The organism is Rhizobium sp. 862_C5_N1_2 (genome assembly GCF_051811205.1).
Taxonomy (GTDB): Bacteria; Pseudomonadota; Alphaproteobacteria; order Rhizobiales; family Rhizobiaceae; genus Rhizobium; species Rhizobium leguminosarum.
In genome coordinates this window covers 652,676-678,278 of the sequence record NZ_JBPWPT010000002.1, presented here as the reverse complement: position 1 = coordinate 678,278, position 25,603 = coordinate 652,676, and the positions used below count along the sequence as shown (strand labels likewise).

Annotated in this window: 23 protein-coding genes; 16 read left to right on the top strand and 7 right to left on the bottom strand. The window is 56.4% G+C overall.

Features of this window, described 5'->3' with window-relative positions:
* Positions 1–301 precede the first annotated feature (301 nt).
* From ACD590_RS27490 to ACD590_RS27480, 3 genes are all read left to right on the top strand, one after another.
* Positions 302–1,126, top strand: a complete 825-nt coding sequence (locus ACD590_RS27490) for an IclR family transcriptional regulator (protein ID WP_037132678.1) — start codon at positions 302–304, stop codon at positions 1,124–1,126.
* Between the two features lie 354 nt (positions 1,127–1,480).
* Complete coding sequence (locus ACD590_RS27485; RefSeq protein ID WP_439003851.1) at positions 1,481–3,454, top strand: FG-GAP repeat domain-containing protein; 1,974 nt, start codon at positions 1,481–1,483, stop codon at positions 3,452–3,454.
* Positions 3,451–4,254, top strand: a complete 804-nt coding sequence (locus ACD590_RS27480) for a shikimate dehydrogenase family protein (RefSeq protein ID WP_439003850.1) — start codon at positions 3,451–3,453, stop codon at positions 4,252–4,254. The genes ACD590_RS27485 and ACD590_RS27480 overlap by 4 nt, the downstream gene beginning before the upstream one ends.
* Before the next feature lie 534 nt (positions 4,255–4,788).
* Here the strand turns inward: ACD590_RS27480 and ACD590_RS27475 are convergent.
* Positions 4,789–5,721: an SMP-30/gluconolactonase/LRE family protein gene (locus tag ACD590_RS27475; RefSeq protein ID WP_439003849.1), complete on the bottom strand. Its 933-nt coding sequence runs from the start codon at positions 5,719–5,721 to the stop codon at positions 4,789–4,791.
* A gap of 175 nt (positions 5,722–5,896) precedes the next feature.
* Positions 5,897–6,904 carry a Gfo/Idh/MocA family protein gene (locus tag ACD590_RS27470; protein ID WP_222333546.1) on the bottom strand — a complete coding sequence of 336 codons (1,008 nt, stop codon included), beginning with the start codon at positions 6,902–6,904 and terminating at the stop codon, positions 5,897–5,899.
* 178 nt (positions 6,905–7,082) lie between these two features.
* Between ACD590_RS27470 and ACD590_RS27465 the strand changes: the two genes are divergently transcribed.
* The 13 genes from ACD590_RS27465 to ACD590_RS27405 all read left to right on the top strand — a co-directional run bounded on the left by ACD590_RS27465 (position 7,083) and on the right by ACD590_RS27405 (position 20,090).
* Complete coding sequence (locus tag ACD590_RS27465) at positions 7,083–7,913, top strand: IclR family transcriptional regulator (RefSeq protein ID WP_065275935.1); 831 nt, start codon at positions 7,083–7,085, stop codon at positions 7,911–7,913.
* Between the two features lie 144 nt (positions 7,914–8,057).
* Positions 8,058–9,110, top strand: a complete 1,053-nt coding sequence (locus tag ACD590_RS27460) for an ABC transporter ATP-binding protein (protein ID WP_222333548.1) — start codon at positions 8,058–8,060, stop codon at positions 9,108–9,110.
* 115 nt (positions 9,111–9,225) lie between these two features.
* Positions 9,226–10,104, top strand: coding sequence for a carbohydrate ABC transporter permease (locus ACD590_RS27455; protein WP_176707429.1), 879 nt, complete (start codon positions 9,226–9,228; stop codon positions 10,102–10,104).
* 219 nt (positions 10,105–10,323) lie between these two features.
* Entirely contained in the window at positions 10,324–10,959 is a 636-nt protein-coding gene (locus ACD590_RS27450) for a carbohydrate ABC transporter permease (protein ID WP_210068850.1), read from the top strand.
* 50 nt (positions 10,960–11,009) lie between these two features.
* On the top strand, positions 11,010–12,308 hold the full coding sequence (locus ACD590_RS27445; protein ID WP_065275932.1) for an ABC transporter substrate-binding protein: 1,299 nt from the start codon (positions 11,010–11,012) through the stop codon (positions 12,306–12,308).
* 292 nt (positions 12,309–12,600) lie between these two features.
* On the top strand, positions 12,601–13,620 hold the full coding sequence (locus ACD590_RS27440) for an aldo/keto reductase (protein ID WP_439021006.1): 1,020 nt from the start codon (positions 12,601–12,603) through the stop codon (positions 13,618–13,620).
* Between the two features lie 138 nt (positions 13,621–13,758).
* Positions 13,759–14,577: a sugar phosphate isomerase/epimerase family protein gene (locus ACD590_RS27435; protein WP_112907619.1), complete on the top strand. Its 819-nt coding sequence runs from the start codon at positions 13,759–13,761 to the stop codon at positions 14,575–14,577.
* On the top strand, positions 14,568–15,395 hold the full coding sequence (locus tag ACD590_RS27430) for a shikimate dehydrogenase family protein (protein WP_210068858.1): 828 nt from the start codon (positions 14,568–14,570) through the stop codon (positions 15,393–15,395). Before ACD590_RS27435 ends, ACD590_RS27430 begins: the two co-directional genes overlap by 10 nt.
* Before the next feature lie 27 nt (positions 15,396–15,422).
* Entirely contained in the window at positions 15,423–16,355 is a 933-nt protein-coding gene (locus ACD590_RS27425; RefSeq protein ID WP_112907621.1) for a dihydrodipicolinate synthase family protein, read from the top strand.
* Between the two features lie 158 nt (positions 16,356–16,513).
* Positions 16,514–17,281 carry a 2-keto-4-pentenoate hydratase gene (locus tag ACD590_RS27420; protein ID WP_112907622.1) on the top strand — a complete coding sequence of 256 codons (768 nt, stop codon included), beginning with the start codon at positions 16,514–16,516 and terminating at the stop codon, positions 17,279–17,281.
* A 36-nt stretch (positions 17,282–17,317) separates the two neighbouring features.
* Positions 17,318–18,139, top strand: coding sequence for a sugar phosphate isomerase/epimerase family protein (locus ACD590_RS27415; protein ID WP_245369014.1), 822 nt, complete (start codon positions 17,318–17,320; stop codon positions 18,137–18,139).
* A 100-nt stretch (positions 18,140–18,239) separates the two neighbouring features.
* Positions 18,240–19,049, top strand: a complete 810-nt coding sequence (locus ACD590_RS27410; protein ID WP_439003847.1) for a sugar phosphate isomerase/epimerase family protein — start codon at positions 18,240–18,242, stop codon at positions 19,047–19,049.
* A 249-nt stretch (positions 19,050–19,298) separates the two neighbouring features.
* The gene (locus ACD590_RS27405; RefSeq protein ID WP_112907624.1) at positions 19,299–20,090 is read left to right on the top strand and encodes an SDR family NAD(P)-dependent oxidoreductase; all 792 of its coding nucleotides are present in this window, start codon (positions 19,299–19,301) and stop codon (positions 20,088–20,090) included.
* Here the strand turns inward: ACD590_RS27405 and ACD590_RS27400 are convergent.
* The 5 genes from ACD590_RS27400 to ACD590_RS27380 all read right to left on the bottom strand — a co-directional run bounded on the left by ACD590_RS27400 (position 20,012) and on the right by ACD590_RS27380 (position 25,524).
* Entirely contained in the window at positions 20,012–20,806 is a 795-nt protein-coding gene (locus ACD590_RS27400; protein WP_439003846.1) for a sugar phosphate isomerase/epimerase family protein, read from the bottom strand. The two genes, ACD590_RS27405 and ACD590_RS27400, sit on opposite strands and share 79 nt — an antisense overlap.
* Positions 20,803–21,807, bottom strand: a complete 1,005-nt coding sequence (locus ACD590_RS27395; RefSeq protein WP_439003845.1) for a Gfo/Idh/MocA family oxidoreductase — start codon at positions 21,805–21,807, stop codon at positions 20,803–20,805. Before ACD590_RS27395 ends, ACD590_RS27400 begins: the two co-directional genes overlap by 4 nt.
* Positions 21,808–21,915: 108 nt before the next feature.
* A complete protein-coding gene (locus ACD590_RS27390; protein WP_018245311.1) occupies positions 21,916–22,839 on the bottom strand; it encodes a sugar ABC transporter substrate-binding protein in 924 nt (307 codons plus the stop codon).
* Positions 22,840–22,939: 100 nt separating this feature from the next.
* Complete coding sequence (locus tag ACD590_RS27385) at positions 22,940–23,950, bottom strand: ABC transporter permease (protein ID WP_182565304.1); 1,011 nt, start codon at positions 23,948–23,950, stop codon at positions 22,940–22,942.
* Positions 23,950–25,524 (bottom strand): sugar ABC transporter ATP-binding protein, encoded by a 1,575-nt coding sequence (locus ACD590_RS27380; protein ID WP_018245314.1) that lies wholly within the window; start codon positions 25,522–25,524, stop codon positions 23,950–23,952. The genes ACD590_RS27385 and ACD590_RS27380 overlap by 1 nt, the downstream gene beginning before the upstream one ends.
* Between the last annotated feature and the right edge of the window lie 79 nt (positions 25,525–25,603).

Sequence of the window (25,603 nt, the reverse complement as noted above, 5' to 3'; positions counted from 1 at the left end):
GCTCGCCGGCGGCGCCAAAATGAGCGATCGCTGTGATCTTCGTCTGCAATCGAAGTGCACATCACCGTGACAATCCGTTAGTTCTCACTCTCATTCGCATCGCTTATAATCAGAATTGATTTTTCTTTTAGAATCCATTTCTATTTTCATCAAGCTCAAAGAGCATTCCGAACTTGTCCGGCTCGAGCGCCCGGACCAAACAAACCGAGACTTGACAGCTGCGACAACAAATGGATCGTTGTGGAAGCCTATTCCATATTGGAAACAAACCTTATAGGCTTCACTAAAAGGAGATTAGGGTTTGACCGTCGCAGCCGTATCACGATGCCTGACGCTTTTGGAAGTGTTGGCTGGAGAAGCAGGATCAATCGAGTTGTCCGACCTCGCTGGACGTCTTGATATGCCAGCGAGTGCGGTCCATCGCCTTTTGACTACGCTGATTAGCCACGGTTGGGTGACCCAAGATGCCGCGAGCCAAAACTATGCCCTTTCTCTTCGGTTGAGCGCCTTGGCGTTCCGGAATCTCGATGCCCGGAACGTCCCCGACGTGGTCCAATCTGTCCTGAATCGGTTGGCTGCGGAAACGCAAGAATATTGCCGTCTAGCGATCCTGGAAGGTCAGGATTTGGTATGGGTGGCACGCGCACAAGGAGCGACAACCGGCCTCCGATATGATCCGGACATGGGACAAGAAATCGTTCTTCACGCAACGGCGAATGGAAAGGCGTGGCTTTCCACTCTGCCTGAAGAACGCGCACTGGAGATTGTCTATTCTCGCGGTTTTACGGCCAAACGAAAGCTTGGTCCCAATTCTGCGCGATCGATCGATGAACTCAGAGTCCGACTGAATGAAACCCGGGAGCGGGGCTTCGCAACCTCTGTCGAGGAGGGTGAGGCTGGTACCGCAGCAGTTGCGGTTCCCTTTCGAACGAGTTCTGATGCTGAAGCGCCGGTCGCTGGAACGATCTCCGTTGCCGGACCTCTTATGCGCATAACCGAAGATCGTTGGCCCGACTTAGTTCGTTCCCTCAAAAAGGCTGCGGAAGAACTGAGCGACATCTGGCCTCTGCGAGTTCGTCAGCGAACCATGACGCCACTGATCGTTGCAACCGGCGCTGTGCGGTAGCTGCGTCTACACTTACTTTCAAGCATGATCACGTCCGGCTGGATCTGCAAGGACCACCGAGCTCTGGCATTGCAGACCTCATCATGTGCCCTCACGAAGCGGTTCTGCGCCTCCCCGCGCCCTCGGTGGAACAGCTTGTCCACTGCCAGCCCGCCAGCAACGCAGGCTGATTGGCAGCACACTCGCGTCTATCCTCTGCTCTTTGCCGGACATCAGCCTCTTCCCCCCTATCTATCACGGTCCCGATGTTGCGCACCCGAAGGCGCGCCTCACTCAATTTTCCAGTAGATTTGAAAGGTGTTTTCGTTTTAGAAATCATTTCCAATTAAATCCCCAAGTAAGAGAGGGTTTGCGATGAGCGTAACAAGATGGGAGGACGACGCCACTCTTTGGCACGGTCCAGACTATGGCTCGGAGGCTTTGAAATACCACCCGGACGTCAAGTCGGCGGCTGTCGCAGGTCGGATCATCACCTGTGTCGAGATCGTCGATTGGAGCGGCACAGGTACAAAGGACATGCTGATTTCTGCATGGGACGCCTGCTACGACGGTCGCGTCTTCTTGCGTCGCCAAATCGGCACCAATCCTGACGGCACACCTATCCTAGGTAAAGAAGAACTGGTCGAAAGCGTCCGCGGCTACGTGACGGCCGTTAAGGACGGAGATATTTTCCATCTTGTCTCCGCGTCGCGCCTGCGCAAGCAGATTTATGTGTTTCCCAACATTGGAAAAAAAGGCGCGCCTGAATTTGGCGACCCCGTGCGCCTTGACCTCGATGCCGACTGGGTCAAGGGTAACGAATATTTCCATATGGCCCGGTTCCACGATATCGATGGCGACGGGGTGGCGGAACTCATCGTCGGTAGCGACTACTGGAACGATTATTGGCCGAACGGTCTGGAATGGAACGATGAAGGCTATCGTGGCTATGACGACGCCGGACGTTGGCTCGGCGGTCCGCTGCGTGGCTTCCTGTACGCATTCAAGAACAACGGTACGCTCGCAGCTCCCGTGCTGGAAAAGGGTCATGCCCTCATCGCCGGCGAAACGCCACTTGAGGTCTATGGGCAGCTGGCGCCCGCATTCGGCCAGTTCGGGACTGGGCAGCAACACATCATCGCAGGCGAGTTCTGGAATATCCTGCATATTGCCCGGCAGCGCGAAGACGGAACCTTCGAGCCGACCAGCCTGGTCCGCGGTGTCGACGACACGGTTCTGGAACTCGAACAGTGCATCCATCTCCCCTGCGTCGTCGATTGGGATGGCGACGGTCGCGAAGATATCGTTTACGGCGCCGAGGATGGATACATCAGCTTCCTCAAGAACGTCGGCGACGGCGAAGACGGACTTCCACGTTTCGAGCAGCGCGGTCGCATCGAGACCACGAAGCCATTGATTCACGCGGGTATCCTGCCAAGCCCCGCGGCCTATGATTTCAGCGGTGACGGGCACTACGATCTTATCGTTGGCAACAGCACAGGCGAACTGCTCTTCTACCAGAGCCGGGAAAAAGACGGGATCATTTATCTCGACAAGGAAGTCATGCTGAAGGGTGGCGACACGCCGATCCGGCTTACAGCCGGATTGACGGGCTCTATCCAGGGGCCGTCGGAAAAAATGTTCGGCTATTCCTGCCCGACCCTTGCCGATTGGACCGGCAATGGCAGCATGGACATTTTGGTCAGCGACGTCACGGGCCGTCATCGGCTATTCCGCAACACCGGCGAAAAGGTCCTGCCGCCGCGCTTCGGCGAGGAGGAGTTCCTAACCTTCAAGGGCAAGCCCTTGAAGACAGTCTGGCGGGTTCGACCGGCGGTCGTTGATTGGCACAAGGACACCGACCTCCATTATGTCGCACTGGATGAGGACGGCGTGCTTAGTGACTGGAGGAAGGCGTCCGACACGGAACTCGTCGACAAACGTTTCCTACGTTGGGAAGATGGCGAAGCAATTCGCTTTACGGTCGATGTCGGCGGCGGTCGCGGTCGCGTGAAGCTCTGCTTCTGCGATTGGGAGGACTCAGGTCGCACCGATCTGATCTTTGGCACCCATGCTCGCGCCTGCGTGCCACCGGATCCGAAGACCGGCGCACCACGCAATACAACAAAGCAGGCGGGCCTGTTTTACTCCCGCAACGTCGGAACACCAGAAGAGCCGCGCTTTGCGTTGCCAATCCCCATCAAGCACCGTGACGAGACCATCCAGATGGCGATGCATGTCGCTTCCCCAGAAGTCGTCGACTGGGCGGGCCGCGGAAATCTCGATGTCGTTGTCGGGATCGAAGACGGCAGCATCGTCTGGCTCAAGCGCGAGGAACTGTCGTGGTGAGCGTCAACATTCGAGGCACAACTAAGCTGATTGGCATCATCGGCGACCCGATCGCCCAAGCTAAGTCGCCAGCTGCGGTCAATCCTCTTTTCGCGGCACGCGGAGCAGATATCGTCTCTGTCCCGCTTCATGTCCCCGCAAAAGACCTGACGACAATCTGGGCCGGGCTGAGGGCGATGCCGAACCTCGTGGGGTTCGGCATTACTCTGCCTCACAAACAGACGGCCATCGATCTTTGCGACAGTCTCGATCCGGTGGCCGCCCGGGTCGGCGCTGTCAACTTCGTCCGGCGCGAACGCGACGGTAGCTTTCGAGGCTACCAATTCGATGGCAGAGGTTTTGTGCGTGGCCTCCAGTCGAAGGGGATCTCGATTGAGGGTCGCGATGCTCTCATCATCGGAGCCGGTGGCGCTTCGGTCGCTATAGCGTTTGCACTCGTCGAGGCAGGTGCAAACAGCATTACGGTATCTAATCGAACTTTTGACAAAGCCGATGCGCTGGCGGAGACGGTGAACGCTGATTTTGGAAGAAAAGTTGCCAAGGCAGGCAGGGCCGAGCCGGAAGCAGGCCAGCTCGTCGTCAATGCCACGTCACTCGGCCTTCAAGATACTGACGCGCTACCGCTCAATCCGGATCTCCTGCAGCCCGGGATGACATTCGCTGAAGTCATTGCCCAGCCGGAAACAACCAGGCTTCTTGCGCTGGCTGCGGCAAGGGATGTCGAAACGCATTCCGGCATGCACATGATCACCGGACAAGCCGGCCTCACCGTCGACCATATCTGTGAGCTTTGGGCTTAGTCGCGTTCAATTTGGCGCACCCATCCGGCATGCCGGACGTTTCACCATGCCATTCGCACCGGCCAACCGATGCGAAGTGGGGACGCCAAGTTCAGCCCCGATTTTCAGTTCGCGTGTGAGCCACAATATTTCGCATGACGATAGCCAATCCAACCCACTCCGATTGCGCCGATCCGCGGCTTACCGACGAACCTGTTCATGTCTGATGCCTCCCACCATTGGATGAAGATGCTCGCGCACTGCTTACAATATTCGCGGAATTTCTGTGTTGACACACGACGGTGCGTCCGGACGGCCATGTCAGGGTGCATTCACGGTCTGCAGTGCTGTGAGCCTTGCGCCTGATGAACGTTAGCATCCGAGTGCTTCTCAGAGTTAACTTCCTGACAGGATTGCGCTCAGGCTCAGTAGTCTCCAACTGACGTGGCTTCAAAAGCTCTCACTGGCACCTGTCGGGAGGGCCATCGTCAATGCATTGGTCATGAAGAAGCTGCCGCTCTTGCAAACGGGGCCTCTGCCGAGGCAGTGCCAGGATTATCGAGTTCCCTGATTTTGCAGCCTCAGACCTTTCTCTGGCCAGCGAAGTCTGCCAACCATGCCTGTCAGCGATAGCGTCACGACGGCGTCGCGCAATCCTCGGCCTGCAAACCCGAGGTTTGTCGGATAGATTTCCGGCATCCACACTTGGTCAAGCAGTTTGCCCCGTGGAGAAATTACCGTTATGCACCCGGTCACCAAGGTCGAGACACAGATGTTACCGGAAGCCGCAATCTTCAGGCTATCCAGGCGTTGGAAGCCGCCAAGTCCGATAACGAGCTCGCCGCCGCTCTGGCTCGGAAAAGGTCTTTTATGGACTACTCCGGGCCCAGCGATGGCGTAGCTCCACAGTCGTGCTGTTTCCATTTCGGCGACGTAAAGCGTCGAAAGATCGGGTGACAAGCCAATTCCGTTTGGTGCGAGAAGTGGGAACACCACCCTCTTTATCGAACTGCCATCGGCTTTTCCGTAATAGACAGCCCCATGGTCCCGGTAGAACTCCCGGACCCTGCCCGTGTCAGTAAAATAAAAGCCGCCCTGATCATCGAAAACGATGTCGTTAGGGCCGCTAAGTATTCGGCCGTCGCACTGGTCATACAAGGTCGTGACCTCACCCGTAGCGATATCGACCCTTTGGACCAATCCACCGGAGTAATCTGGAGCCAGACCAACGGGTCGCAACCAATCACCCACCTGTTCCCAGGAGAAGCCCCCATTATTGCAAACGTACAGCGCTCCATCCGGCCCTAAAGCCATCCCGTTAGGACCGCCGTTGGTGACCGCCAGTACGTCCTGTTTTCCGCCTTTCCTGATCCTCACGATCCTGCCGCGACCGATCTCAACGACGGCGATCGAACCGTCGGGGAGTTCGACGGGGCCTTCCGGAAAGTGAAGTCCCTTAGCAATGATCTCGATGGCAGGCTTCGTCATACAATCGGCCGATGGTGCAATACGATGTCCGCGTAAAAATCTAAGGCGAACGGATGGTTGTCATAGACTCGGGCGCCCGAGGCCAGGCCGTTGTCGCAATGGGCTACGTCGCGGCTGACTTTTGCAGCTCGAGCTGAGGGTCATCTGCGCCGCCAGACAACTGTTAAGCGGCGAGTTAGGTAGTGGCGTCGATCTGTTCAGGAAGGCCCCCGTTTGCCGCCGAACGGTACCCCGCTTCGATGACGGCCAGTGCGCGTTCCGCCTCGAGTAGACCTGCAAAGGGAGGGCGGCCATTTGCGAGATCAGCCCAGCTGCGGCGAAGAAAAACCGGGTAATACTCGTCCGTATTGTATTCGATTGTCGTCGACCTAGCCTTCTCGTTTTCACGCGACTTTGCATAGAACTGGTCCGCGTAACCGCGAATGTAAGATTGACGATGCGAGATCGAGAACGAAAAGTCTCGCTGATCCTCGGCTGTGGAGGGATACAGATAGCCAGTCTCGATTACACCGATCTGACCTGAACCGGTGCGGCAGGTGAACACAGCTTGTTCGTCAACTGTTACATCAGGTCGATAAATCTGGACCTGGCCTGAGACCTGGGTGATTGGGGATTGGGTCAGGTTTGAAATCATGTCGATGAAGTGAACGCCGACGTTCAGCATAGACCCACCTCCGGCAAGCGCCTTATCAAGCATCCAACCGCATCCGTTTCGCTCATAACGGGCAACCGACCCCACGATAAACCTGAAGGAAAGATGCTGGAAACCCTCTGGCGAGAATCCTGCAGCCGGCGAGAGACGATCGCCCAGGTCGCTCACGCGCATAATGAGAGGCACGCTCACATAGACGCCATGCTTCTCCGAAAGTTTGCGGATACGACGAACTTCCTCGAGATTCACCCCGCATGGCTTCTCTATAAGAAATGGCTTGCCTTTGGCGATCAGACTCTCTGCGAGTTTGGCCATGTCGGAATGACGGCTAAACACGAGCGCAAAGTCAAAGTCCTGGCTCATCAGTTCGTCATTGGAACCATAGAGCTTGCAATTGAGCAGATCGGAAAAACGAGGCCCGGCGAATGAAGCGCTGTCCGATATGCCGATTACCTCGATACCCGGGTCCTTCAGCGCAGGGATGTATAACGGAAAATGCCAGTGGCTGACGTCGAATACTGCGATCTTCATCTCGACTCCGATTATTGGAGGTTTATCAAGGCGAGGAGACATGGTTAAACGCATCAAGGGCCGTGGCCAGACGACGGTGCGCGGACTGATGTTTTAACTGCCGTCAAGCGGCTCCTTGTGAAACGCCTCTCGTAATGCTATTGGAATAGCGTTCCGATAAACCGAATATCGTGGTACCATGCGCCTTGTCAAATCCCTTCTAGACCGTTGTTTCGACGTCATCACGCTGTTGACGGAGAACGCCACTGGACTGTCGCTAGGCGAAATCAGTCGTCGACTGGACATCCCCAAGAGCGCAGCGCATCGCCTGCTCAACAGTCTGTGTGATCTGGGTTGGGCCGAACAGGATCCCGAGAACGGGTTCTACCGGCTTTCGTTGCGCCTCGCCGTGATGGGCCAGCGCCTGCTGGCCGGGACAAGAATCCCCGATATCTGCCAACCTATTCTGGATCGGTTAGCCAGCAATACCAAGGGACTAGGCAGGATTGCGATCCTGGATCCAGACGGCTTGACGTGGATCTCCCATTCGCAGGGAATGCGGTCGGGCCTGATTTACCAGCCCGAACTCGTTGCAAAGGTCCCGTTGCACACGACCGCCAACGGAAAAGCCTGGCTAGCGACGCTGGATCGGGAGGAGGCGCTGGCCAGGGCGGTTGCCAGTGGATTGGGACGGACAGACCTGGGTGGCCCGCGTGTTATCACGTCTAAGCAGACATTTTCTGCAGCTTTGGATGAGACTGAAGAACGGGGATGGGCCGCAGCGATCGAGGAAGCTGAAGCCGGCGTCGCCGCTGTCGCCGCTGTCATTCGCGTTGGAGGTCAGGTCGTTGGAACGGTGAGCATCGCTGGACCGATCCACCACTTTTCTCCGCTCGTACTTCCGCAGTTAGCGGAACAGGTGAAGGCCACGGCCGAGGAACTTTCGCAACTTTGGCCGTATCGGATAGCCTCACCCAGTGCTCAAACCAACACTTCGAGAATCTCGCAAGTTGTTGGAAATATTATCTAAAAATCTCCAAGAGCTATCAGTGTATTTCTCGCATCACTGAACCTCTGTTGACACCCGCCTTTCTTAATGGAATAACGTTCCAATAGCGATTGTGGAGATCGCCTTAAGGAAGTGGCCGCTTCGGTGGCCGGCAGGAGGAAACAGTTGGCTAGTGTTGAGCTCAAGTCCGTTCGCAAAGCTTACGGCGCCGTACCCGTGCTTCATGGCGTGTCAGTCGACATCAATGAAGGGGAGTTTGTAACCCTGGTCGGGCCCTCGGGCTGCGGAAAGTCAACTCTGTTGAGGATGATTGCTGGCCTGGAAAGCATCTCAGGCGGCGAGATCCAGATTGGCGGACGCACCGTCAACGAAGTTCCTCCCAAGGCCAGAGATATCGCGATGGTCTTCCAGAACTATGCCCTTTATCCGCATATGACCGTTGCGGAAAACATGGGCTTCTCCTTGAAGCTGAAAAAGGCGCCCCGCGAGGAGCGGGCGACACGCGTTCAACGAGCAGCTGAAATCCTCAGTCTCACGAAACTCCTTGATCGCTACCCGCGCGAACTCTCGGGTGGACAACGTCAGCGTGTCGCGATGGGCAGAGCAATTGTTCGTGATCCGCAAGTCTTCCTGTTCGACGAGCCGCTTTCTAACCTCGATGCAAAGTTGCGCGTGCAAATGCGCGCGGAGATCAAGGAACTGCATCAGCGGCTCAAAACAACGACTGTTTACGTGACCCATGACCAGGTCGAGGCAATGACTATGGCCGACAAGATCGTCGTCATGCACGACGGTTATGTTGAGCAAGTCGGTGCGCCGCTTGAGCTTTATGATTACCCCGCCAATATATTCGTTGCTGGTTTCATCGGATCGCCGTCGATGAACTTCCTTAAAGGCAAAGTCGAGCAAGGTCGGTTCGTTCTTGAGGACGGCCACACCCTTCCACTGCCTGCGAGCATAGCCGATATGTCGGAGAAGGTGATCTACGGCGTTCGTCCTGAGCATCTCGCTCTGAGTGACGGAGGAATGCCCCTCACCGTCACGGTCGTTGAACCAACAGGGTCGGAAACGCAGATCATTGCCCGTCATGGCTCTCAAACCATCGTCTGCATCTTCCGTGATCGAGTTCTACCGCAAGTCGGCGAGACCATCACCGTAGCCCCTGATCTTTCACGCGTTCATCTCTTCAGCGAGAGCACTGGCCGTCGCCTGTCCTGAGCACGCGACAACCCCACTCTGCCTGAGGCGCCTACACGGGATTAGTAATCGAATGTCGATACCTCCGCTACAACTCAGCACTGATCAAAGCGGGACCAACCTTGCGAGCGACGTTGTGGACGCCACTGACGACGCAAACCGCTTTAGTTGGGCTCCCTTTCTGTGGTTTACACCCGCTATCTTGATCCTGTTTCTTGTTACGCTCTATCCGACGATCTTCGTGATCTGGTTGAGCTTCCAGAAAACGAAATACTACGAGCTCGTTGGCTTTGCTGGTCTCGCCAATTACGTCGAAGTTCTAAGCTCATCCGAGTTCTGGGACACGACCGTAATTTCCCTGACCTACGTTGGGGGATCTCTGGCCGGTGCCATAATCCTTGGAATGGCCTCAGCGCTGGTTTTGAACCGGGCGGGCGTTACAGGTTCTGCGCTGCGCGTTTTCATCCTTTTTCCCTGGACGCTATCCATGTCGGTCGTCGGCAGCATCTGGCTCTGGCTCCTGAACCCATCATTTGGCCCCATACCCTACGTGATCCAGAAGCTGGGTATCGATCCCGGTTTGATGTTGGGGGATCCAGGAATGGCCTTGCCCCTCATCATCATCGTCACAGCTTGGTGGTCGTTCCCATATGTCATGGTGATGGCGACGGCAGCCATGCAGTCCATTCCGAAAGAACTTTACGAAGCCGTAGAGATCGATGGAGGTGGCGCGTTTGTGAAGTTCCGTTACGTCACGCTCACTGAAATTCTTCCCACCTTGGGCAGCACGGCGCTGACGCTTTCCATCATGTACCTGACCTTGATGACACTGATCATTGTCATGACAGGCGGAGGACCGCTGGGGTCGACGACCACGCTCAGTTTCGAAGCCTTCCGTGGGACCGTTCAGGCGGTCAACATTGGGCCGACTGCTGTCGTCTCGATCGTCGTCCTCATTATCAATGTCGCCCTTGGTGCTCTTTACACCCGGCTAACCGGCCGCGTGACCGGATAGGATTCTAACATGAGTAGCGCTCTTTCGAACCGCACAGGCGGACAAATACCCGCCGTCCTGGGATCCTTCATTATCGGAATTATCGTTCTTGGGCCGATTCTTTGGGCCTTTGCAACGTCTTTCAAGACAGAAGTTGAAGCGGTTGTTGTTCCCCCGACCATATGGCCAAATTCACCAACTCTCGAGAACTACACCAAGGTCTTGCAGGACGCGGCTTTCTTGACCGATCTCTGGAACTCCGTCGCTTACTCCGTCGGTGCCGTGATCATCGCTCTCCTCGTCGGAATTCCCGGGGGCTACGCCGCCGCACGCTTTTCCTTCAAAGGCAAGCGTGCCCTGATGCTGACGGTTCTTGCGACCTCGATGGTGCCAGGAGTCGCGTTGCTGGTTCCCACCTATTACCTGCTGGAAACGGTCGGTTTGCTCAACAGCGGTATCGTTGTGACGATTATCCTTTCCGCAAGGATCATCCCGCAGACCGTCTGGTTCATCGCAAATTTCGTCGAGGCTGTTCCAATCGAGATCGAGGACTCAGCCATGATCGACGGCGCTTCCCGCTTCCAGATCATCTGGAGCCTGATCTTGCCGCTGATACGTCCCGGTATAGCCGCTGTTGCGACGATCGGCATTGTAACGACTTGGAATGACTACATTACCGTCGCCGTTTTTGCGCCCGAGGTCGCAAAACGGACCCTGCAGGTCGCCCTCGTTAATCAGGTTTTCGACGCTGTCGGGATTTCCTGGTCCTACATGATGGCCTTTGTCATGGTCGCATCATCGCCCGTTATCTTCATGTTCGGCTTCGTTCAGAAGTGGTTCATCTCCGGCCTTACGGCAGGCGCTGTCAAAGGCTGATGACGTACACAAAACATCCACACACCTTGTTCAACCTGGGAGGAAGACGCATGCAAACCACATCAAAACGGAAACTCATCAAATCGGTCGCGGCACTGGGAATTAGTTCCGCCATCTTCGCTTTCCTTGCTCCGCAAGCCTTTGCGGAGAGCACGAAGATCATCTACCAGACTTTCTTGGATCCGAACAATTCGAAGGATCCCCGGTCTGCTGCTCAGACCAAGATGATCGACGCTTTTCAGGCGAAGAACCCTGACATCAAGGTCGAGCTCCTTGTCGATCCGACGGGGGCAACAGCAGCTCGTGCTATCAAGTCCGGCAGCCAGACACCGGACGTGATCCGCGTCGTCGGTTTTGCTGTTCCCGAATTCGCCGCCACTGGAAATCTTCTTGAACTCGATGATTTGGTAAAGAAGGACGGCATTCCGGATGACGATTGGCTCCTGCCTCTGTCGCGTACGAAGGTCGCCGGAAAACTTTATGCCCTCCCCCAGGATTTTCGCATTCCGATCCTCTTCTACCGCAAGAGCATGTTGGAGAAGGCCGGGGTGAAGCCGCCGACGACTTGGGATGAAGTGTGTGCACTAGGTCCCAAATTCGGCGAATCCGACACGATCCCGTTCGCCGTTCCGCTGGGAGCCACAGGCGGGCTTGGTGGCGCCCAGAGCCTCGGCGAATTCTTCCTGAGTACAATGCTGCCTGGAAACGGCGGTGAATACTTCACCCCTGATGGTAAAATTGCTTTCTCAAAAGAGTCGTTCATCAAAGCGGCGCAAACGATCAAAGACTTCTATACGACATGCAAGGTGACGCCGCTGCGCAGCGCGCAGATGGGGTTCAACGAATTGCACGACGCGATCCGGTCAGGTAGTGCGGCGTCGGCCGTTTTCGGCCTGTATCGTTATAAGACAGTAAAGCAGCAAGGTGGCGGTGATGATTTGGCCTGGGCTCCGGCGCCAGGATATACAGCAAATGACAAACAGACGGTCTACAGCTACAACATTGCGATCAACAAGAAGACCGTCAATCAGGATGCCGCTTGGACCTTCGTGAAGTTCATGGTGTCACCGGAGGCACAAGCTTTCGCAGCCGAGGGCGGCGAAGTTGTATCGCGCAAATCAGCGTACACTGCGCCATATTTCCAGAGCGACGCTGGTCAGGACCAGAAGAAGTGGGCTGACCTGGTAGCCCAGCGTGGCCAAACTGTAACCTACACCCCCATCCTCTCCACATATCACACCATCCTGGGCGAAGCTTTCCAACGAATGATCCTGAAAGACGGATCGCCGGCAGATGCCTACGATGAGCTGATCGAACGGTATGGCGCGGCACTCGCGAAGGCGCAGTAATTGACTTAACTGCAGATGAAAATGCTGGATGGGGGTGAATAGTCCCCTCCATCCAGCCGCTACCAAGACATTACCATCAACGCGCGTCGCCGATCGTCGACGCGAAGATTAGTGGTTTCGACGGCCCGTGTTCAGGCTTTTCGCCGGCTGAAATAAGCCGACGGCATCGGTGTGCCCGACGATCGCAGATCGCGTCAACACCATCCGAACCGAGCCGTTTTCCAACTCGCAGAGAGGCGTGGTTATGAGGTATCGTTACCTTGGGAGGACGGGAGTTCAGGTCAGCGAATACATGCTGGGGACCATGAGCTACGGATCAGATGGGAATACTGACGAAAAAGAGTGCATAGACATCGTGCACCATGTTTTGGACCGCGGCATCAACTTCATCGACACTGCGGACACTTATTCCCATGGAGAGGCCGAAGAGATCGTCGGCAAAGCGATTGCAGGCCGTCGGGACAAGGTGGTACTCGCAACCAAGTTTCGTCTGGCGGCAGGTGAAGGGCGCAACGAACAGGGCGGATCACGCTACTGGATTATGAAGCAGGTCGAAAACAGCCTGCGCCGGCTGAATACTGATCATATTGATCTTTACCAAATGCATCGGCCCGACCTTCAAACTGATCTCGATGAGACACTGGGCGCTCTTAGCGACCTGGTAACCCAAGGCAAAGTTCGTTACATCGGCTCCTCGACACTGCCGAGCTGGTACCTTGCTGAGACACAATCGGTTAGCCGATTGAATAAGACAGCGCGGTTCATCAATGAGAGCTCGCCCTACTCGATCTTTCAACGCGCCGTAGAGAGAGAAACCCTTCCCGCAGTTCAACACTATTGTATGGGATTTACCGCCTGGAGTCCCCTGAACGGCGGCTGGTTAACCGGCAAATACAAAGCCGATGGCTCCACGCCGTCTGGTTCCCGGGCCGAGCGCGTCAAAGGGCAATGGGGACAGCACTATCCCATCCTGCAGTCTCGCTTCGACATGCAGCGCGAGGGCAACAAGCGCAAGCTGGAACTACTCCCCGAACTTGAACGCGTCGCAACTGAGGCTGGCTTGTCGCTGATGCACATGGCTCAGGCGTTTCCCCTAGCGCATGCCGCGGTGACGTCTGTGATCCTCGGGCCTCGTACGCTTGAGCAGTTCAAGGCCATGGAAGCCGGGTTCGAGGCCACCCTTCAGGCAGCGACCCTTGACCGGATTGACGAACTTGTGCCGCCGGGATCGCTCATCGAAGAGGCTGATCGCGGCTATGTGTCTCCATGGCTCGCGCCAGAGGTTCGTCGCCACCTAGGTAAGATCGCCTAAACAACAGACGGCCGTGACGGGGCTTCGTCGTCAGATGACATTTCGTCCGTATCCCGCGCGAACGGTACGATCGTGATGTTCCGGCAGAACCAGTAGCGGCCCGAGAAATATTGAAATTCGAACAATAAGAAGGAGCCGATGACAGACATTGTCTTCAACCACGCCACGGTGCGCGAGAGAGCAGATATGCTGACCTTTCTTCGACTCTGCTCGGAGCGAGGACTTCACACCGTTTCCATTTGGGGGGACGAGATTGCCAAGGTCGGCGAGAAAGACGCTCTCTCTGTTTTGCAAGATTTCGGGATGGCGGTCTCAGGCTATAATCGCGTTGGACCGTTGGCAGCCGATTGCCTTGACCGGGCTGAGGCGGAGCTTGAGCGCGCAGCCAGATTCGAGGCTGATCATGTTTTCCTGTTTACGGGAGGCTTGCGGGACAATGAAAAGGATTTGGGTTCAGCAAGACGACGGATCGAGGATCTAGTTGGCAAAGTCCTCGAGCGCGCACGCAAGATTGGAGTGAAGCTGGCCATTGAGCCACTTCATCCAATGCTTACCGGCGATCGCACCGTGATCTCCAGCCTTTCCCATGCAAATTCTCTCTGCGAAGCATTGGGACCGGGCATCGGCGTGGTCGTGGATGTCTATCATTGTTGGTGGGACGAGCGACTTAGTGCCGAAATCGAGCGTGCTGGTGAGGCCGGCCGGCTCTTTGGTTTTCATGTCAACGACTGGCTGATCCCTACGCGGCATCTCCTCACCGATCGAGGCATGATGGGAGATGGGATCATAGATCTGCGCGGCATCCACTCGATGATGCGAGATGCCGGCTACCATGGCGCGGTGGAGGTAGAGATCTTCTCCGCCGACTGGTGGGCTCGCGACCCTGCGGAGGTCATGGACATTGCGCTCGATCGCTGCCGTAGCCTGTTCAACAAGGCAATAAAACCATGCGAGTGAATATTCCCAACCTTGATGGCAACTCGCGTGTCTACGCTGTGTTTGGCGATCCAATCCACCAGGTCCAGACGCCGCGCCTGATCAACCCGATCTTTGCCGCGGCCGGAGTTAACATCTACGCGGTGCCGTTTCTGATAACCGACGAACATTTTGCTGCGGCGTGGGATATTTTTGCTGCGATTCCCAACCTTTGCGGTATCAGCACGACCATCCCTCACAAGGTGGCCGCCGCCAAGAGGTGTTCAACCCTCACGCCGACGGCAAAGGCAGTCGGCGCCGTCAACTGCGTTCAGCGTGGCGAGGACGGCCAGATGAATGGTGCGCTGTTTGATGGTGTAGGCTTTGTTGAAGGACTTGGAGAGGCAAAGCCGCGACTAAGTGGCGCCCGTGTGCTGATTGTCGGCGCAGGCGGCGCAGGCCGCGCGATCGCCTTCGCGCTAGCTGAAGAAGGCGTAAGGAAGATCGATCTTATGGATCTTTCAGCTGAATCCGTCGCCTTCACCGCGAATATAGTCAATTCCTTTCGTGGCGAGGAATGCGCCGTTTCAGTCGATGGATCGACAAGGTGGGACTACGATATCGTCATCAATGCGTCTCCGATCGGCGTCAAGGGTGACAGCGTCTTTCCTATGCCAGCGGCCGCGATACGGCCTGAAATGCTCATTGCTGACATCGCCAGCTTAAGCGGCGAGACGGCACTATTGCGCGCCGCTAAGGCAGCCGGCGCAACCGTCTCTGATGGAAATGACATGCTGCTTGCGCAGATCCGCCTGATGGCAGGTTTTGCCGCAGGCTTGCCGGCAGGAACTGCACTCTAACGATCAAAAATAGCGAAAGATTACATCATGAAGATCAAAGCCCAGGGGATCGTTCCCGTTATGCTTACCCCTTTCACCCCGGATAACCGGATCGATTGGGAAGGTCTCGAGCGACTTGTTGAATGGTATATCGCCAATGGTGCCGATACGCTCTTCGCCGTTTGTCAGTCGAGCGAAATGCAGAAATTGTCGCTGGAGGAGCGAGTTGAGCTTTCCAAGAAGGTGGTCTCCTTGGCGGCCGGACGCGTGCGGGTGATCTCATCCGGACACATCAGCGAGAGCAGGGATGACCAGCGCGCAGAACTGGTGGCGATGGCTGAGACTGGCATCGATGCCCTTGTCCTGGTCAGCAACAGGCTCGACACCGGCAATGCCGGAACCGAAGCATTTCGTTCCGCCCTCGATGGAATCTTGAGTTGGCTCCCCAGCGACCTGGCCCTCGGTCTGTACGAATGCCCAGCTCCCTATCGCCGCCTCTTGAGCGATGACGAATTCAAGCTGTGCCGCGACACCGGCCGCTTCGTAACGCTGAAGGATGTCTCCTGTGACCTCGAAACAGTCAAGCGGCGCATCGCGCTTTCTGGCGATTCCGGCTTTGCGATCGTCAACGCCAATGCGGCCATCGCCGCTGCCGCTATGCGCGCAGGTTCGAAAGGCTTCTCTGGCGTCTTCACCAACATCCACCCCGACCTCTACGCCTGGCTTTACAAACACGCTTCCGAAGAGAGCGTTTTGCGCCGCGACCTTGAAAACTTCCTGGCGCTAGCAGCGATGGCCGAGCCGATGGGCTATCCCGGTCTTGCCAAGGTTTGGCACAAGCGCCTTGGCACGTTTGATAGCGTTCATTCCCGTGTCACAGATTATGACATTACCGAGCGGCACTGGGCAGTCGTGGATCTGCTAGACCATATTCGGCGGGGGACCGACAGGTTCAGAGAGCGGATCAAGCAAGTCTCCTAACCATTAGCCACCGTCGAGTTTGCTTCTTCAATGCGCGGGAACGCGCGCTACGCATTGAAGAACAATGGTTATCCGCGGAGCGCGCCGTCATCCATGCGGTCATCATCGGACGATTCTAACACTTTCATCTTTCAAGCGAAGCCGTCCAAGAGGCAGAAATGAGCCCTACTCTAGCCACACCTGATCAAATTGCGTTGGCTTATCAACTTCGCAGTCTCCGTCATGACGCAAGCCAGATTCCGACGGGTCAGCTCGTGTCAATGCCCTTAGCGCTTGAGAACGCAATAGAGGTGCAGAGGCAGTTGTCGAAACTCGAAGGAGTAGACGTCCCTGCTTGGAAAGTGGCCAAATCGCCCGACGGCGAACCTGTTATCGCTCCGCTTCATCCATACTTCGATAATCCTTCCGGTGCGGCCATTGCATGGCGAAGGGACATAAAACTGGAGATAGAAGTTGCGGTGGAGCTTTGCCAGGATCTTCCTGTTCGGGCCGACACATCCTATGAGCGGGCCGACATCGAGGCCGCAATCTCAAACGTCTACCTCGGTGCAGAGTTGGTGTGGAGCGGCATTTTCGAAGGTGGCAGCATTTCCTTCCAGGCCTTTGTGGCAGACCGCCTCGGAAATATTGGCTACGTAAGAGGGCCGGCTCTAACCCTATCGGTTCTTCAGCCCGGTGCCAGTTTTCCCCTCAAGATTTGGCTCAACAAGCAGGTCGTTTTCGACGCTGCCGCAGAGCATCCGACGAAGGATCCGCTTACTTGGCTCTGCGGGTACGCGAACAATCGATCCAGGCCTGACGAAGTGCTCAGAGCAGGCTCGATTATCACGACGGGAAGCCTCTGTGGTGCACTCGAGGTTGCCAATCCGGGGGACGTATCCGTCCAACTGGGCGAGGACGATGTGCTGGATTTCGCGCTGTCCTAAGCCTCTTTACACATGACGAAAAAGGAGCCCGAAGTGATGCAGTTGAACGCTTCCTATACTGTGAACACTTACTCTTACACGACCGGTTACTCCGCTCTCGATTGCCTACGCCATCTTTCTGGTCTTGGCTTTTCTAGCTTCGAAATGATGCTTGTCCCGGGGCATTTTTGGCCGAGTACCGCGACAGTCGCGGAGCGCAAAGCGGTCGAAAGTCTTCTAAACGAACGAAACATTCGCATCGAAACCCTCAATCAGCCAAATCTCGACGTTAATCTTGCAGCCCTTACGCCCGAATGCCGCAAATACTCTTGCGGTGTTGTTGCCGCTGCGTTGGAACTTGCTGCTGACTGGGGTGCCGCTGGAGTAGTCGTCAACCCTGGAAAGACAAACCCTGTTTTCCCGGCGAGTCTTGAGAAGCTTACTGAATGTTTTCAATCGTCTCTCGACATCCTGGTGCCGCGCGCGGCCGATCTGCAGGTCCAGCTCATAGTTAAGAACCATCCGCTGTCGTGGCTTTATAAGGGAAACGACCTTCTGTCCTTTTTTAATCGTTATGGGTGGCCGAACATCGGGTTGGGATATGACATTGCGAATGCTGCCTTCGGGCGCGATCCGGCGGTCGATGTGATTCCCAAATTAAAAAAGCATCTGTCGGCCATCTACGTTGCAGACACGCCCCTGGATGATTTTCGTCACGATCCACTTGGAGGAGGCGCAGTGTCATTTGGACCTATCGCGCAGGTTCTGGAGAGCATCGATTATCGCGGACCTTCGATTTTCGAGATCGTTTCAGCTGACCCTGACAGAGCAATTCTGGAAAGCGCATCATTCTTGAACAAATTCTGGCGGCCCAGATGATCGAGATCGGTCCGTTGGCCTGCGATCTTTCTCTCTCAGATTGCAGATAAAACCACACCACGCAGCTAGATGTCGCGCTGAAGGCGACCAGGAGACGTCAATGATCATAAATACTTTTTCCTACCTTTGGAAATCCACTGCGATACAGGCGATGTCTGAACTTATCCGGCATGGCTTTACGGTATTTGAAGTTCCCGTGAGTTCCCCACACTGCTGGCCGGACGAACTGTCGGCAAGTTCGCGTTTGGATGCGAGAGAGCAACTGCAGGACCACGGAGCGAGCGTCAGGTCGCTGAATGCTGGCGGATATGATATTAATCTGGCCAGCCCAGGCGCAAATATGAGGCGCAAAAGCACTGACCACATTAAAGATGTCATCCAACTCGCGGTCGATTGGGGGGTTGCCGACGTTGTAATCTCTCCAGGAACGCGCCGTCCGATGATCTCTCCCACCATCCCGCAAACCCTTGGATGGCTATATGAGAGTCTTGACGTGCTTCTACCGGTTGCAAAGCAAGCCGGCGTGCGGCTCCTCATGGAGAATACCCCATATTGTTTCAGGCCGACAATCGGGGAACTCGTCGGTCTTGTCGAGGAAATCAAAAACGAAAATCTGAGCATCGTCTATGACGTCGCAAACGCGGCCTACATTGGCGAGGATCCAGTAGCGAGTCTTCGGTTGCATCACTCTCACATAGGTCTCGTGCATATCTCGGATACGGGTACGGACGTCTGGGGCCACGATCCTATCGGCACGGGGATCATAGATTTTGCGGGTCTCGGGCGCGCCGTCGATTCAATTTTTAGTATTGATAGGGTTGTCCTCGAGGTTATTCGCGAAGAAGAGCCGCTGTTGGAAGTTAACAATGCGATGCAGGAGCTCAAAAAGAGGGGCTGGAGGGTTGATTGAAAACTCCGCATCGCAATTACGCTCGGTGGAAGATCCCCGTCGGTATCGCCCACGATATCCATCTAAAGTGGTGGATACCTTGGGGAGCGCGAATTTTTGTGAGTGTCATGACGCCCTAGATGCCACAACACGCCATCTTGTTGGGCGGGCAGAGTTCAACAATTTTCGTATCTGGAAGCCATTTAGAATCGTATTGCGATTTGGAAGTGAATTCCATATTATTCGACATCATCAATCGGAGAAGTGTCCATGAGAGTGTTAGTTAGTGGAGGAAGCCGCGGAATTGGCGCAGCGGTTTGTATACGTATCGCAGAAGCTGCTGCATCAAGAGGCGAGCGTGCTCAGATCGCAGTGTGTGGCCTTGGCTCTTCCGAAGGGCAAGAGGACGTTGCGCGTTCGGTGCGCGCGTTGGGAGGCGATGCTATTGCGTTGTCTGGCGACCTGGGCAACATCGATGTGGCCCCGAACCTCGTAGAGGCGGCGGTGTCGGAGTTTGGTGGCCTGGACGCTCTTGTTGCCAATGCTGGCATGGCAAGTCCCGGAAACATCTGTGATTTGTCGGTTTCAGACTGGGACAAGATGTTCGCGGTCAACCTTCGCGGGGCTTGGCTTCTAGCCAAACACTGCCACCCGCACTTAAAGCAGAGTCGAGGCGCTGCATGCTTCACATCGTCGATGTCGGGACAAGTACCTCATGCGGGATCAGGTGCATATAGTCCAAGCAAAGCGGCGCTAACTATGCTTGCGAAGACCCTTGCCTTGGAATGGGCGCCGGATGGCATTCGTTCGAACATCGTCTCTCCGGGAATGACGCACACTCCAATGTCCGCAAAAATGTATGCCGATCCAGCGATTAAGCGGGCGAGAGAGGATCTGATCCCACTTTCCAGGATCGGCGATCCAAAAGACATTGCTAATGCGATTGAGTTCCTGATAAGCCCACTTGCGAGTTACATCACCGGTCAAGACCTCTGCGTCGACGGCGGCTTCTCAAAATCAATCTTAAGCCATATCCCTGGGCGCCCAAGCTCAAATTCGTAATCAGCGAAGGCGCGACCGCACGCTTGAATAAATTCCAGCATTTGGCCCCGGAAGACGAAAGCTTTTGAAGGTTCTGGCGATCGCGGAAGCGCTGTGATCGTCAGAATTTTACGCCCGTTCCCTGCAATGCGCGAACTCGTTGCCCTCTCCGCCGTTCGCTTGAACTGTTCGTCACGATTAGCCAGAGCGGCCAAATCGCTTGACACCAGTCGAACAGCTGCTGGGCAACAAGATGGACGACCGTGCTCTCTCGCTAGTGCCACGATCCTGGTCCAGTACGGGAGGAGCTTCTCCTCCCACTGGTAGCGAAGGATAGCCTGCGTTTCCGGCGGCCATGAGGAGACCACCCAGTTCGGCATGGTGTCGGCGGCATTCCCGGCTGGAAGTCCCGACATCGCGCAGACGGTCTTGATACCCAGCTCGCCGGCAGCGCGGATCGTATCCTCAAGACCCTGCCCCTGGCCATGATCGGTCGGATGCAGGGGATTTCCGTTGGCGTTCAAGCCTACCACTTCCAGTTCCCGGTCGGCGAAAGCTCTGAGGAATGCCTTCTGCGCGTTCTTGTCCCGCAGGATCGTCGATAGATCGAAATGCGGCGCCGTCGACCAGCCACAGGTGTTGACCTCGACGCCGGAGACGCCCAGCCTTTGCGCGTGATCCAGCATTGCCTCGAAGGGCAGGCCGCCGAGGCTGTCTGATACGAATCCAAGCTTCATGCGTAAAACTCCGGTTTGGAAATCATTTCGACGGGAACCTTGCAGCCGTCGTTCAAGGCCGTAACGCCGGCTTCGGCGACCCTTGCGGCGCAGTATCCGTCCCAACTGCTCGACGCGATGTGCGGGAACACTCCGGTCTCGACGAACCGAATGAAAGCGCGGTTCTGGCGGCGATAGGCTTCGGCATAGCGGCCGCGCCAATCCGCTTCGTAGCTTGTGCTCTGGCCGAGCTCCCGGTCGACGCGGGTGTAGTTGACGGCGTTCATGGCGATGGTCGCCTTCTCGCCCACCAGTTCCGCGCGCACGTCGTATCCGTAGGCCGCGTTATTGTTGATCTCGATATTGACGAGTTGATCATCGGCGGTTTCGAGCACCATATAAACCGGTGCGACCAGCGCGTCGGAGCGCTTCGGCTGGAAGGCGGAGATCGATACGTATTCGGTGTCGAGCACATGTCGGACGACATCGAACTCGTGCGGGGCGGAATTGGTGATTGCCATCGCTCCGGTGAAGTCCGACGCGGGCGTCGCGACATTACGATGAAAGTTGTGCATCATCAGGGCGCGGCCGATCGCACCGTGCTCCAGAGCCTGCTTCATCTCCACATAGGATTGATCGAAGCGGCGCATGAAGCCGAGCATTATGAACTTCTTTCCCGCGGCTTCTTCCGCCTGCATGATCTCCAAGCATTCTTTCGAAGATTGCGACAGCGGCTTTTCGCAGAGAGCCCGTTTGCCGGCTCTTATGCAGGACAGCGACAAGGGCGCGTGCGTGAAATCGGGGCTTGCGATGATGACTGCATCCACGTCCGGACGAGCGGCCACCCGGTCGGGGTCTGAGTCGACGTCGTGAGCGCCGTAGGCGTCCGCCACCTTGCGGGCGCGATCCGCATCCATGTCGCAAACGACCTGGAGGCTCGCCCCCGGCAGATCTTCCGCGACGATTCTCGCATGATCGGCTCCCATCAATCCTGCCCCGATGACGGCGATCCTTATTGTCATTTCGATATTTCCTGTCGTTAGAGAACCAGCGATTTGCGGCAAGCATTGCGTCTGTCGTGCGAAATGCGTGCCGGGAACCCCATCCCGACACGCACCCTTGGGAGGGCTTTATTTCTTTGCGTATTGGTCAACGTTGTCCTTGGTGATCGAAGCAAACGGCACCAGCTTTTCGGCCGGCGCATCCTCGCCTTTTTTCAGGCCTTCCACGACCTCGAAGGCGGCCTTCGCCTGGCCTGCGGCGTCCTGGAAGATGGTCTGCGACATGGTGCCGGCCTTGATCGCATTAAGAGCATCGGCCGTACCATCGACACCGGAGATCATCACGCCCTTGAGGCGGTCGGCACCCTGAAGTGCTTCGAGGGCACCCAGCGCCATCTGATCGTTGGCTGCGACGATTGCATCGAACTTCGGAAAGCTTTGGATCCAGTCTTCCGTGACCTTCATGCCTTCAGCGCGGTCGTAGTTTGCCGAAAGGCTGGCGAGGGTGGCCACGTCGGAACGGCCGAGCGCATCCTCGAATCCCTTCTTTCGCTCCTGCGTGTGCGAAAGCCCCGGCGTGCCTTCGAGGTAGAGGATCTTGGCGTCCTTGGGCAGGTGTTCTTTCATGTATTCGCCCTGAAGACGGCCGGCATCGATGTTCTTCGAGCCGACGAACGTGTATTTGCCGCCTGCCGATTGGATGCCGAGCGCGATGACGGGAATGCCGGCCTGGTTCGCCTTCTCGACGCCCGGTACGATGCCCTGATAGTCGACCGGCACGACGACAATTGCATTGACTTTCTGCGCTATGAAGTTGTCGATCTGATCGAGTTGCTTGCTGACGTCGTTGTTGGCGTCGGAGAAGCTCACTTCGACTGCCGGATCGGATTTCGACGCTTCGATGAAGGCGTTTTTGCGCGCCATGACGAAGACGTCCGTATCCGCCATATTGGCGTAACCGACGACGAATTTGTCCGCGGCGAATGCAGCGCCGGTGGAGATCCCGGCAAGGGATATGGCGCAGGCGAGAGCGAGTTTGGAAATGGCTTTCATTGGGTCCTCCCATAGAGTTTCAGATTCATTCCGGATGCGGGAAATCCCGCCGACAAAGAGGTGGTTCCTCAGCAGGCGCTAGCCCGCCGAAGAACATCGGTCATGCCTTCTTTTTGCTGCGGGCAGACTTCGTCCAGACATCGAGGATCACGGCGATCGCGATGATCAGACCCTTGATGATCTGCTGCCAGTACGAGCTGACATTCATGAGATTGAGCATGTTGTTGATGACGCCGATGATCAGCGATCCGATAATTGTGCCGGTAATGGTTCCGGTGCCGCCCATCAGGCTGGTGCCGCCAACGACCACCGCGGTGATCGCGTCGAACTCATAGCCGACGCCGCCGGCTGGCTGACCGGAATTGATGCGAGACATGAGGACGATGCCTGCGACGGCGCACAGAATGCCGTTGAAGATGAAAGCCTTCACGACGATGCTGTCTGGATTGATGCCGGAAGCGCGCGCGGCACGCTCATTGCCGCCTACCGCATAGACGTATCGGCCGAACTTGGTCTTGTTGAGAAGAATCCAGGAAATGACGACGACGATCGCGAGGATGAGCACGGAGATCGGTACTGGGCCAAGCGAGCCTTGCCCGATCACTTTGAAGTCGCCCAAGCCCGTCACGGGCGATCCACCCGTATAAAGGAGCACTGCGCCGCGTGCGACGGTCGTCATTGCCAATGTCATGATGAACGACGGGATGCGGAAGAAGGTGATGACGAAGCCATTGATGATGCCGGTCAGAATGCCGACTGCTACGCCCGCGACGACCGCGAGGATGACGCTGGCGGTGATGGCCATCACGCTCCCGGCGATGACACCACAGAGCGCGAGAACAGATCCCAGCGATACGTCGATGTGTCCCAGAATAATGATAAAGGTGACGCCGCATGCGAGAAGGCTAACCACCACAACCTGACGAAGGACGTTGGTCAGGTTGGCTTCCGTCAGGAACGTCGGGCTCAAAATCGACGCGAGGATGCAGATTCCGACGAAGATGAGAACCGTGCCGTACTTCCGGTAGATCTGGGAAAAGCTCATGTTCCGAGAGCCTGAAATCACCTGGCCTCCTCGCTTCACGGCCGCCTCTGCGCGTTCGATACTCATCAGTGTCCTCCCGTGGCGAGGCGCATGATGTTTTCCTGCGTGGCCTCGTTCCTTGTTAGTTCGCCGGTCACCCGGCCTTCGCTCATCACCACCACGCGGTCACTCATGCCTAGGATCTCGGGCAGTTCAGATGAGATCATGACGATCGCCAGCCCCTGACGAGCGAACTCGGTCATCAGTCTGTGAATTTCGGATTTCGACCCGACGTCGATGCCTCGTGTGGGTTCGTCGAGAATGAGCAGCTTCAGATCACCCAGCAGCCACTTGGCGAGAACGATTTTCTGTTGATTGCCGCCGCTGAGGTTCTCAACGATCATTGCCGTATCGGGCGTCTTGATCTGGAGCATCTTGATCATGCGCTGGGAAGCCGTCTCTTCCTGCCGCTCGCTGATGAAAAGGCCGGAAGCGAACTTCTTGAGGTTCGCAAGCGAAATGTTCTCGCCGACGGACCGGCAAAGCACCAGACCTTCCGCTTTGCGATCCTCTGAGACCATGGCGATGCCGTTGGCGATGGCATCCTTCGGGGACATGAGCTTTAGCGGTTTTCCGTTCAGACGGATGACGCCCGCGTCCGCCGCGTCCAGGCCGAAGATCACCCGGGCGACCTCTGTCCGCCCTGCGCCGATCAGGCCGGAAAGGCCAATGATCTCGCCGGCGCGCACCTCGAAGCTGACATTTTCGAAGCTGCCGTCACGAGAGAGGTTCTCGACGGAAAGGACAATCTCGCCGATCGGCACTTCCTCTTTCGGAAAAATGCTGGAGATCGTGCGGCCGACCATCTGGGAAATCAGCTTTGCGGGCTCATATTCGCTGGCCGGGGCGGCAGCGATGAACTGGCCATCACGCATCACCGTGATGTCGTCGGCGATCTGGAAGATCTCGTCCATCTTGTGTGTGATGTAGATGATCGCGACGCCTGCTGCCTTCAGGTCTGCGATCTGTCTGAAGAGCATCGCGACTTCCGTGTCGCTGATCGCCGACGTCGGTTCGTCCATAATCACCAGAGAGGCCTCGCGCGAAATCGCCTTGACGATCTCGATGAGTTGCATCGTCGCGATGGACAGGTCTCGCATCTTGGTTTGGGGGCTGTATTTCAGACCCAGCCGATCCAGGAGCGTCTGCGTATCTGAATTCATGCGATCGAAATCGACAAACCGGGACAAAATGCCTGTCCGGCCGTAAGTGGGCTCGCGGCCGAGAAAGATGTTTTCGGCGATGGTCATGTCGAGCACCGGGCTGAGTTCCTGATGGATCATCGAGATCCCTCGGTCCAGTGCGGCTGCGGCGCTTTGGTGGTCGAGCTTTTCGCCTCTGAAAAGGATTTCTCCGCCGTCGATCGCGTAGATACCGCTCAGAATCTTCATGAGCGTCGACTTGCCGGCGCCATTTTCCCCGACGAGGACATGGACGGTGCCGGGACGAACCTTCAGGCTCATGCCATCGAGCGCGAGAACACCAGGGAAGGCCTTGGTGATTGAACGCATTTCAAGAACGAAGCCGGCTCCGCTATCTATAGGCGTGCGATGGCCTTCGCCGCCTGAAAGCGGCGCCACCTTTTGCAAGGTCGCAGACATGAGAGTATTTCCTCCAAATGAGAGAGCTCTCCCAAGCCCTCCCGCCAAATTGGCTTTTGCTGAAAGATGAAATTGCGAA

Coding starts and splice junctions, on each gene's coding strand:
- ACD590_RS27485 (WP_439003851.1), top strand. CDS start 1,481: ATGAGCGTAACAAGATGGGAGGACGACGCCACTCTTTGGCACGGTCCA.
- ACD590_RS27475 (WP_439003849.1), bottom strand. CDS start 5,721: ATGACGAAGCCTGCCATCGAGATCATTGCTAAGGGACTTCACTTTCCG.
- ACD590_RS27470 (WP_222333546.1), bottom strand. CDS start 6,904: ATGAAGATCGCAGTATTCGACGTCAGCCACTGGCATTTTCCGTTATAC.
- ACD590_RS27465 (WP_065275935.1), top strand. CDS start 7,083: ATGCGCCTTGTCAAATCCCTTCTAGACCGTTGTTTCGACGTCATCACG.
- ACD590_RS27445 (WP_065275932.1), top strand. CDS start 11,010: ATGCAAACCACATCAAAACGGAAACTCATCAAATCGGTCGCGGCACTG.
- ACD590_RS27440 (WP_439021006.1), top strand. CDS start 12,601: ATGCTGGGGACCATGAGCTACGGATCAGATGGGAATACTGACGAAAAA.
- ACD590_RS27435 (WP_112907619.1), top strand. CDS start 13,759: ATGACAGACATTGTCTTCAACCACGCCACGGTGCGCGAGAGAGCAGAT.
- ACD590_RS27430 (WP_210068858.1), top strand. CDS start 14,568: ATGCGAGTGAATATTCCCAACCTTGATGGCAACTCGCGTGTCTACGCT.
- ACD590_RS27425 (WP_112907621.1), top strand. CDS start 15,423: ATGAAGATCAAAGCCCAGGGGATCGTTCCCGTTATGCTTACCCCTTTC.
- ACD590_RS27420 (WP_112907622.1), top strand. CDS start 16,514: ATGAGCCCTACTCTAGCCACACCTGATCAAATTGCGTTGGCTTATCAA.
- ACD590_RS27415 (WP_245369014.1), top strand. CDS start 17,318: ATGCAGTTGAACGCTTCCTATACTGTGAACACTTACTCTTACACGACC.
- ACD590_RS27410 (WP_439003847.1), top strand. CDS start 18,240: ATGATCATAAATACTTTTTCCTACCTTTGGAAATCCACTGCGATACAG.
- ACD590_RS27405 (WP_112907624.1), top strand. CDS start 19,299: ATGAGAGTGTTAGTTAGTGGAGGAAGCCGCGGAATTGGCGCAGCGGTT.
- ACD590_RS27400 (WP_439003846.1), bottom strand. CDS start 20,806: ATGAAGCTTGGATTCGTATCAGACAGCCTCGGCGGCCTGCCCTTCGAG.
- ACD590_RS27395 (WP_439003845.1), bottom strand. CDS start 21,807: ATGACAATAAGGATCGCCGTCATCGGGGCAGGATTGATGGGAGCCGAT.
- ACD590_RS27390 (WP_018245311.1), bottom strand. CDS start 22,839: ATGAAAGCCATTTCCAAACTCGCTCTCGCCTGCGCCATATCCCTTGCC.
- ACD590_RS27385 (WP_182565304.1), bottom strand. CDS start 23,950: ATGAGTATCGAACGCGCAGAGGCGGCCGTGAAGCGAGGAGGCCAGGTG.
- ACD590_RS27380 (WP_018245314.1), bottom strand. CDS start 25,524: ATGTCTGCGACCTTGCAAAAGGTGGCGCCGCTTTCAGGCGGCGAAGGC.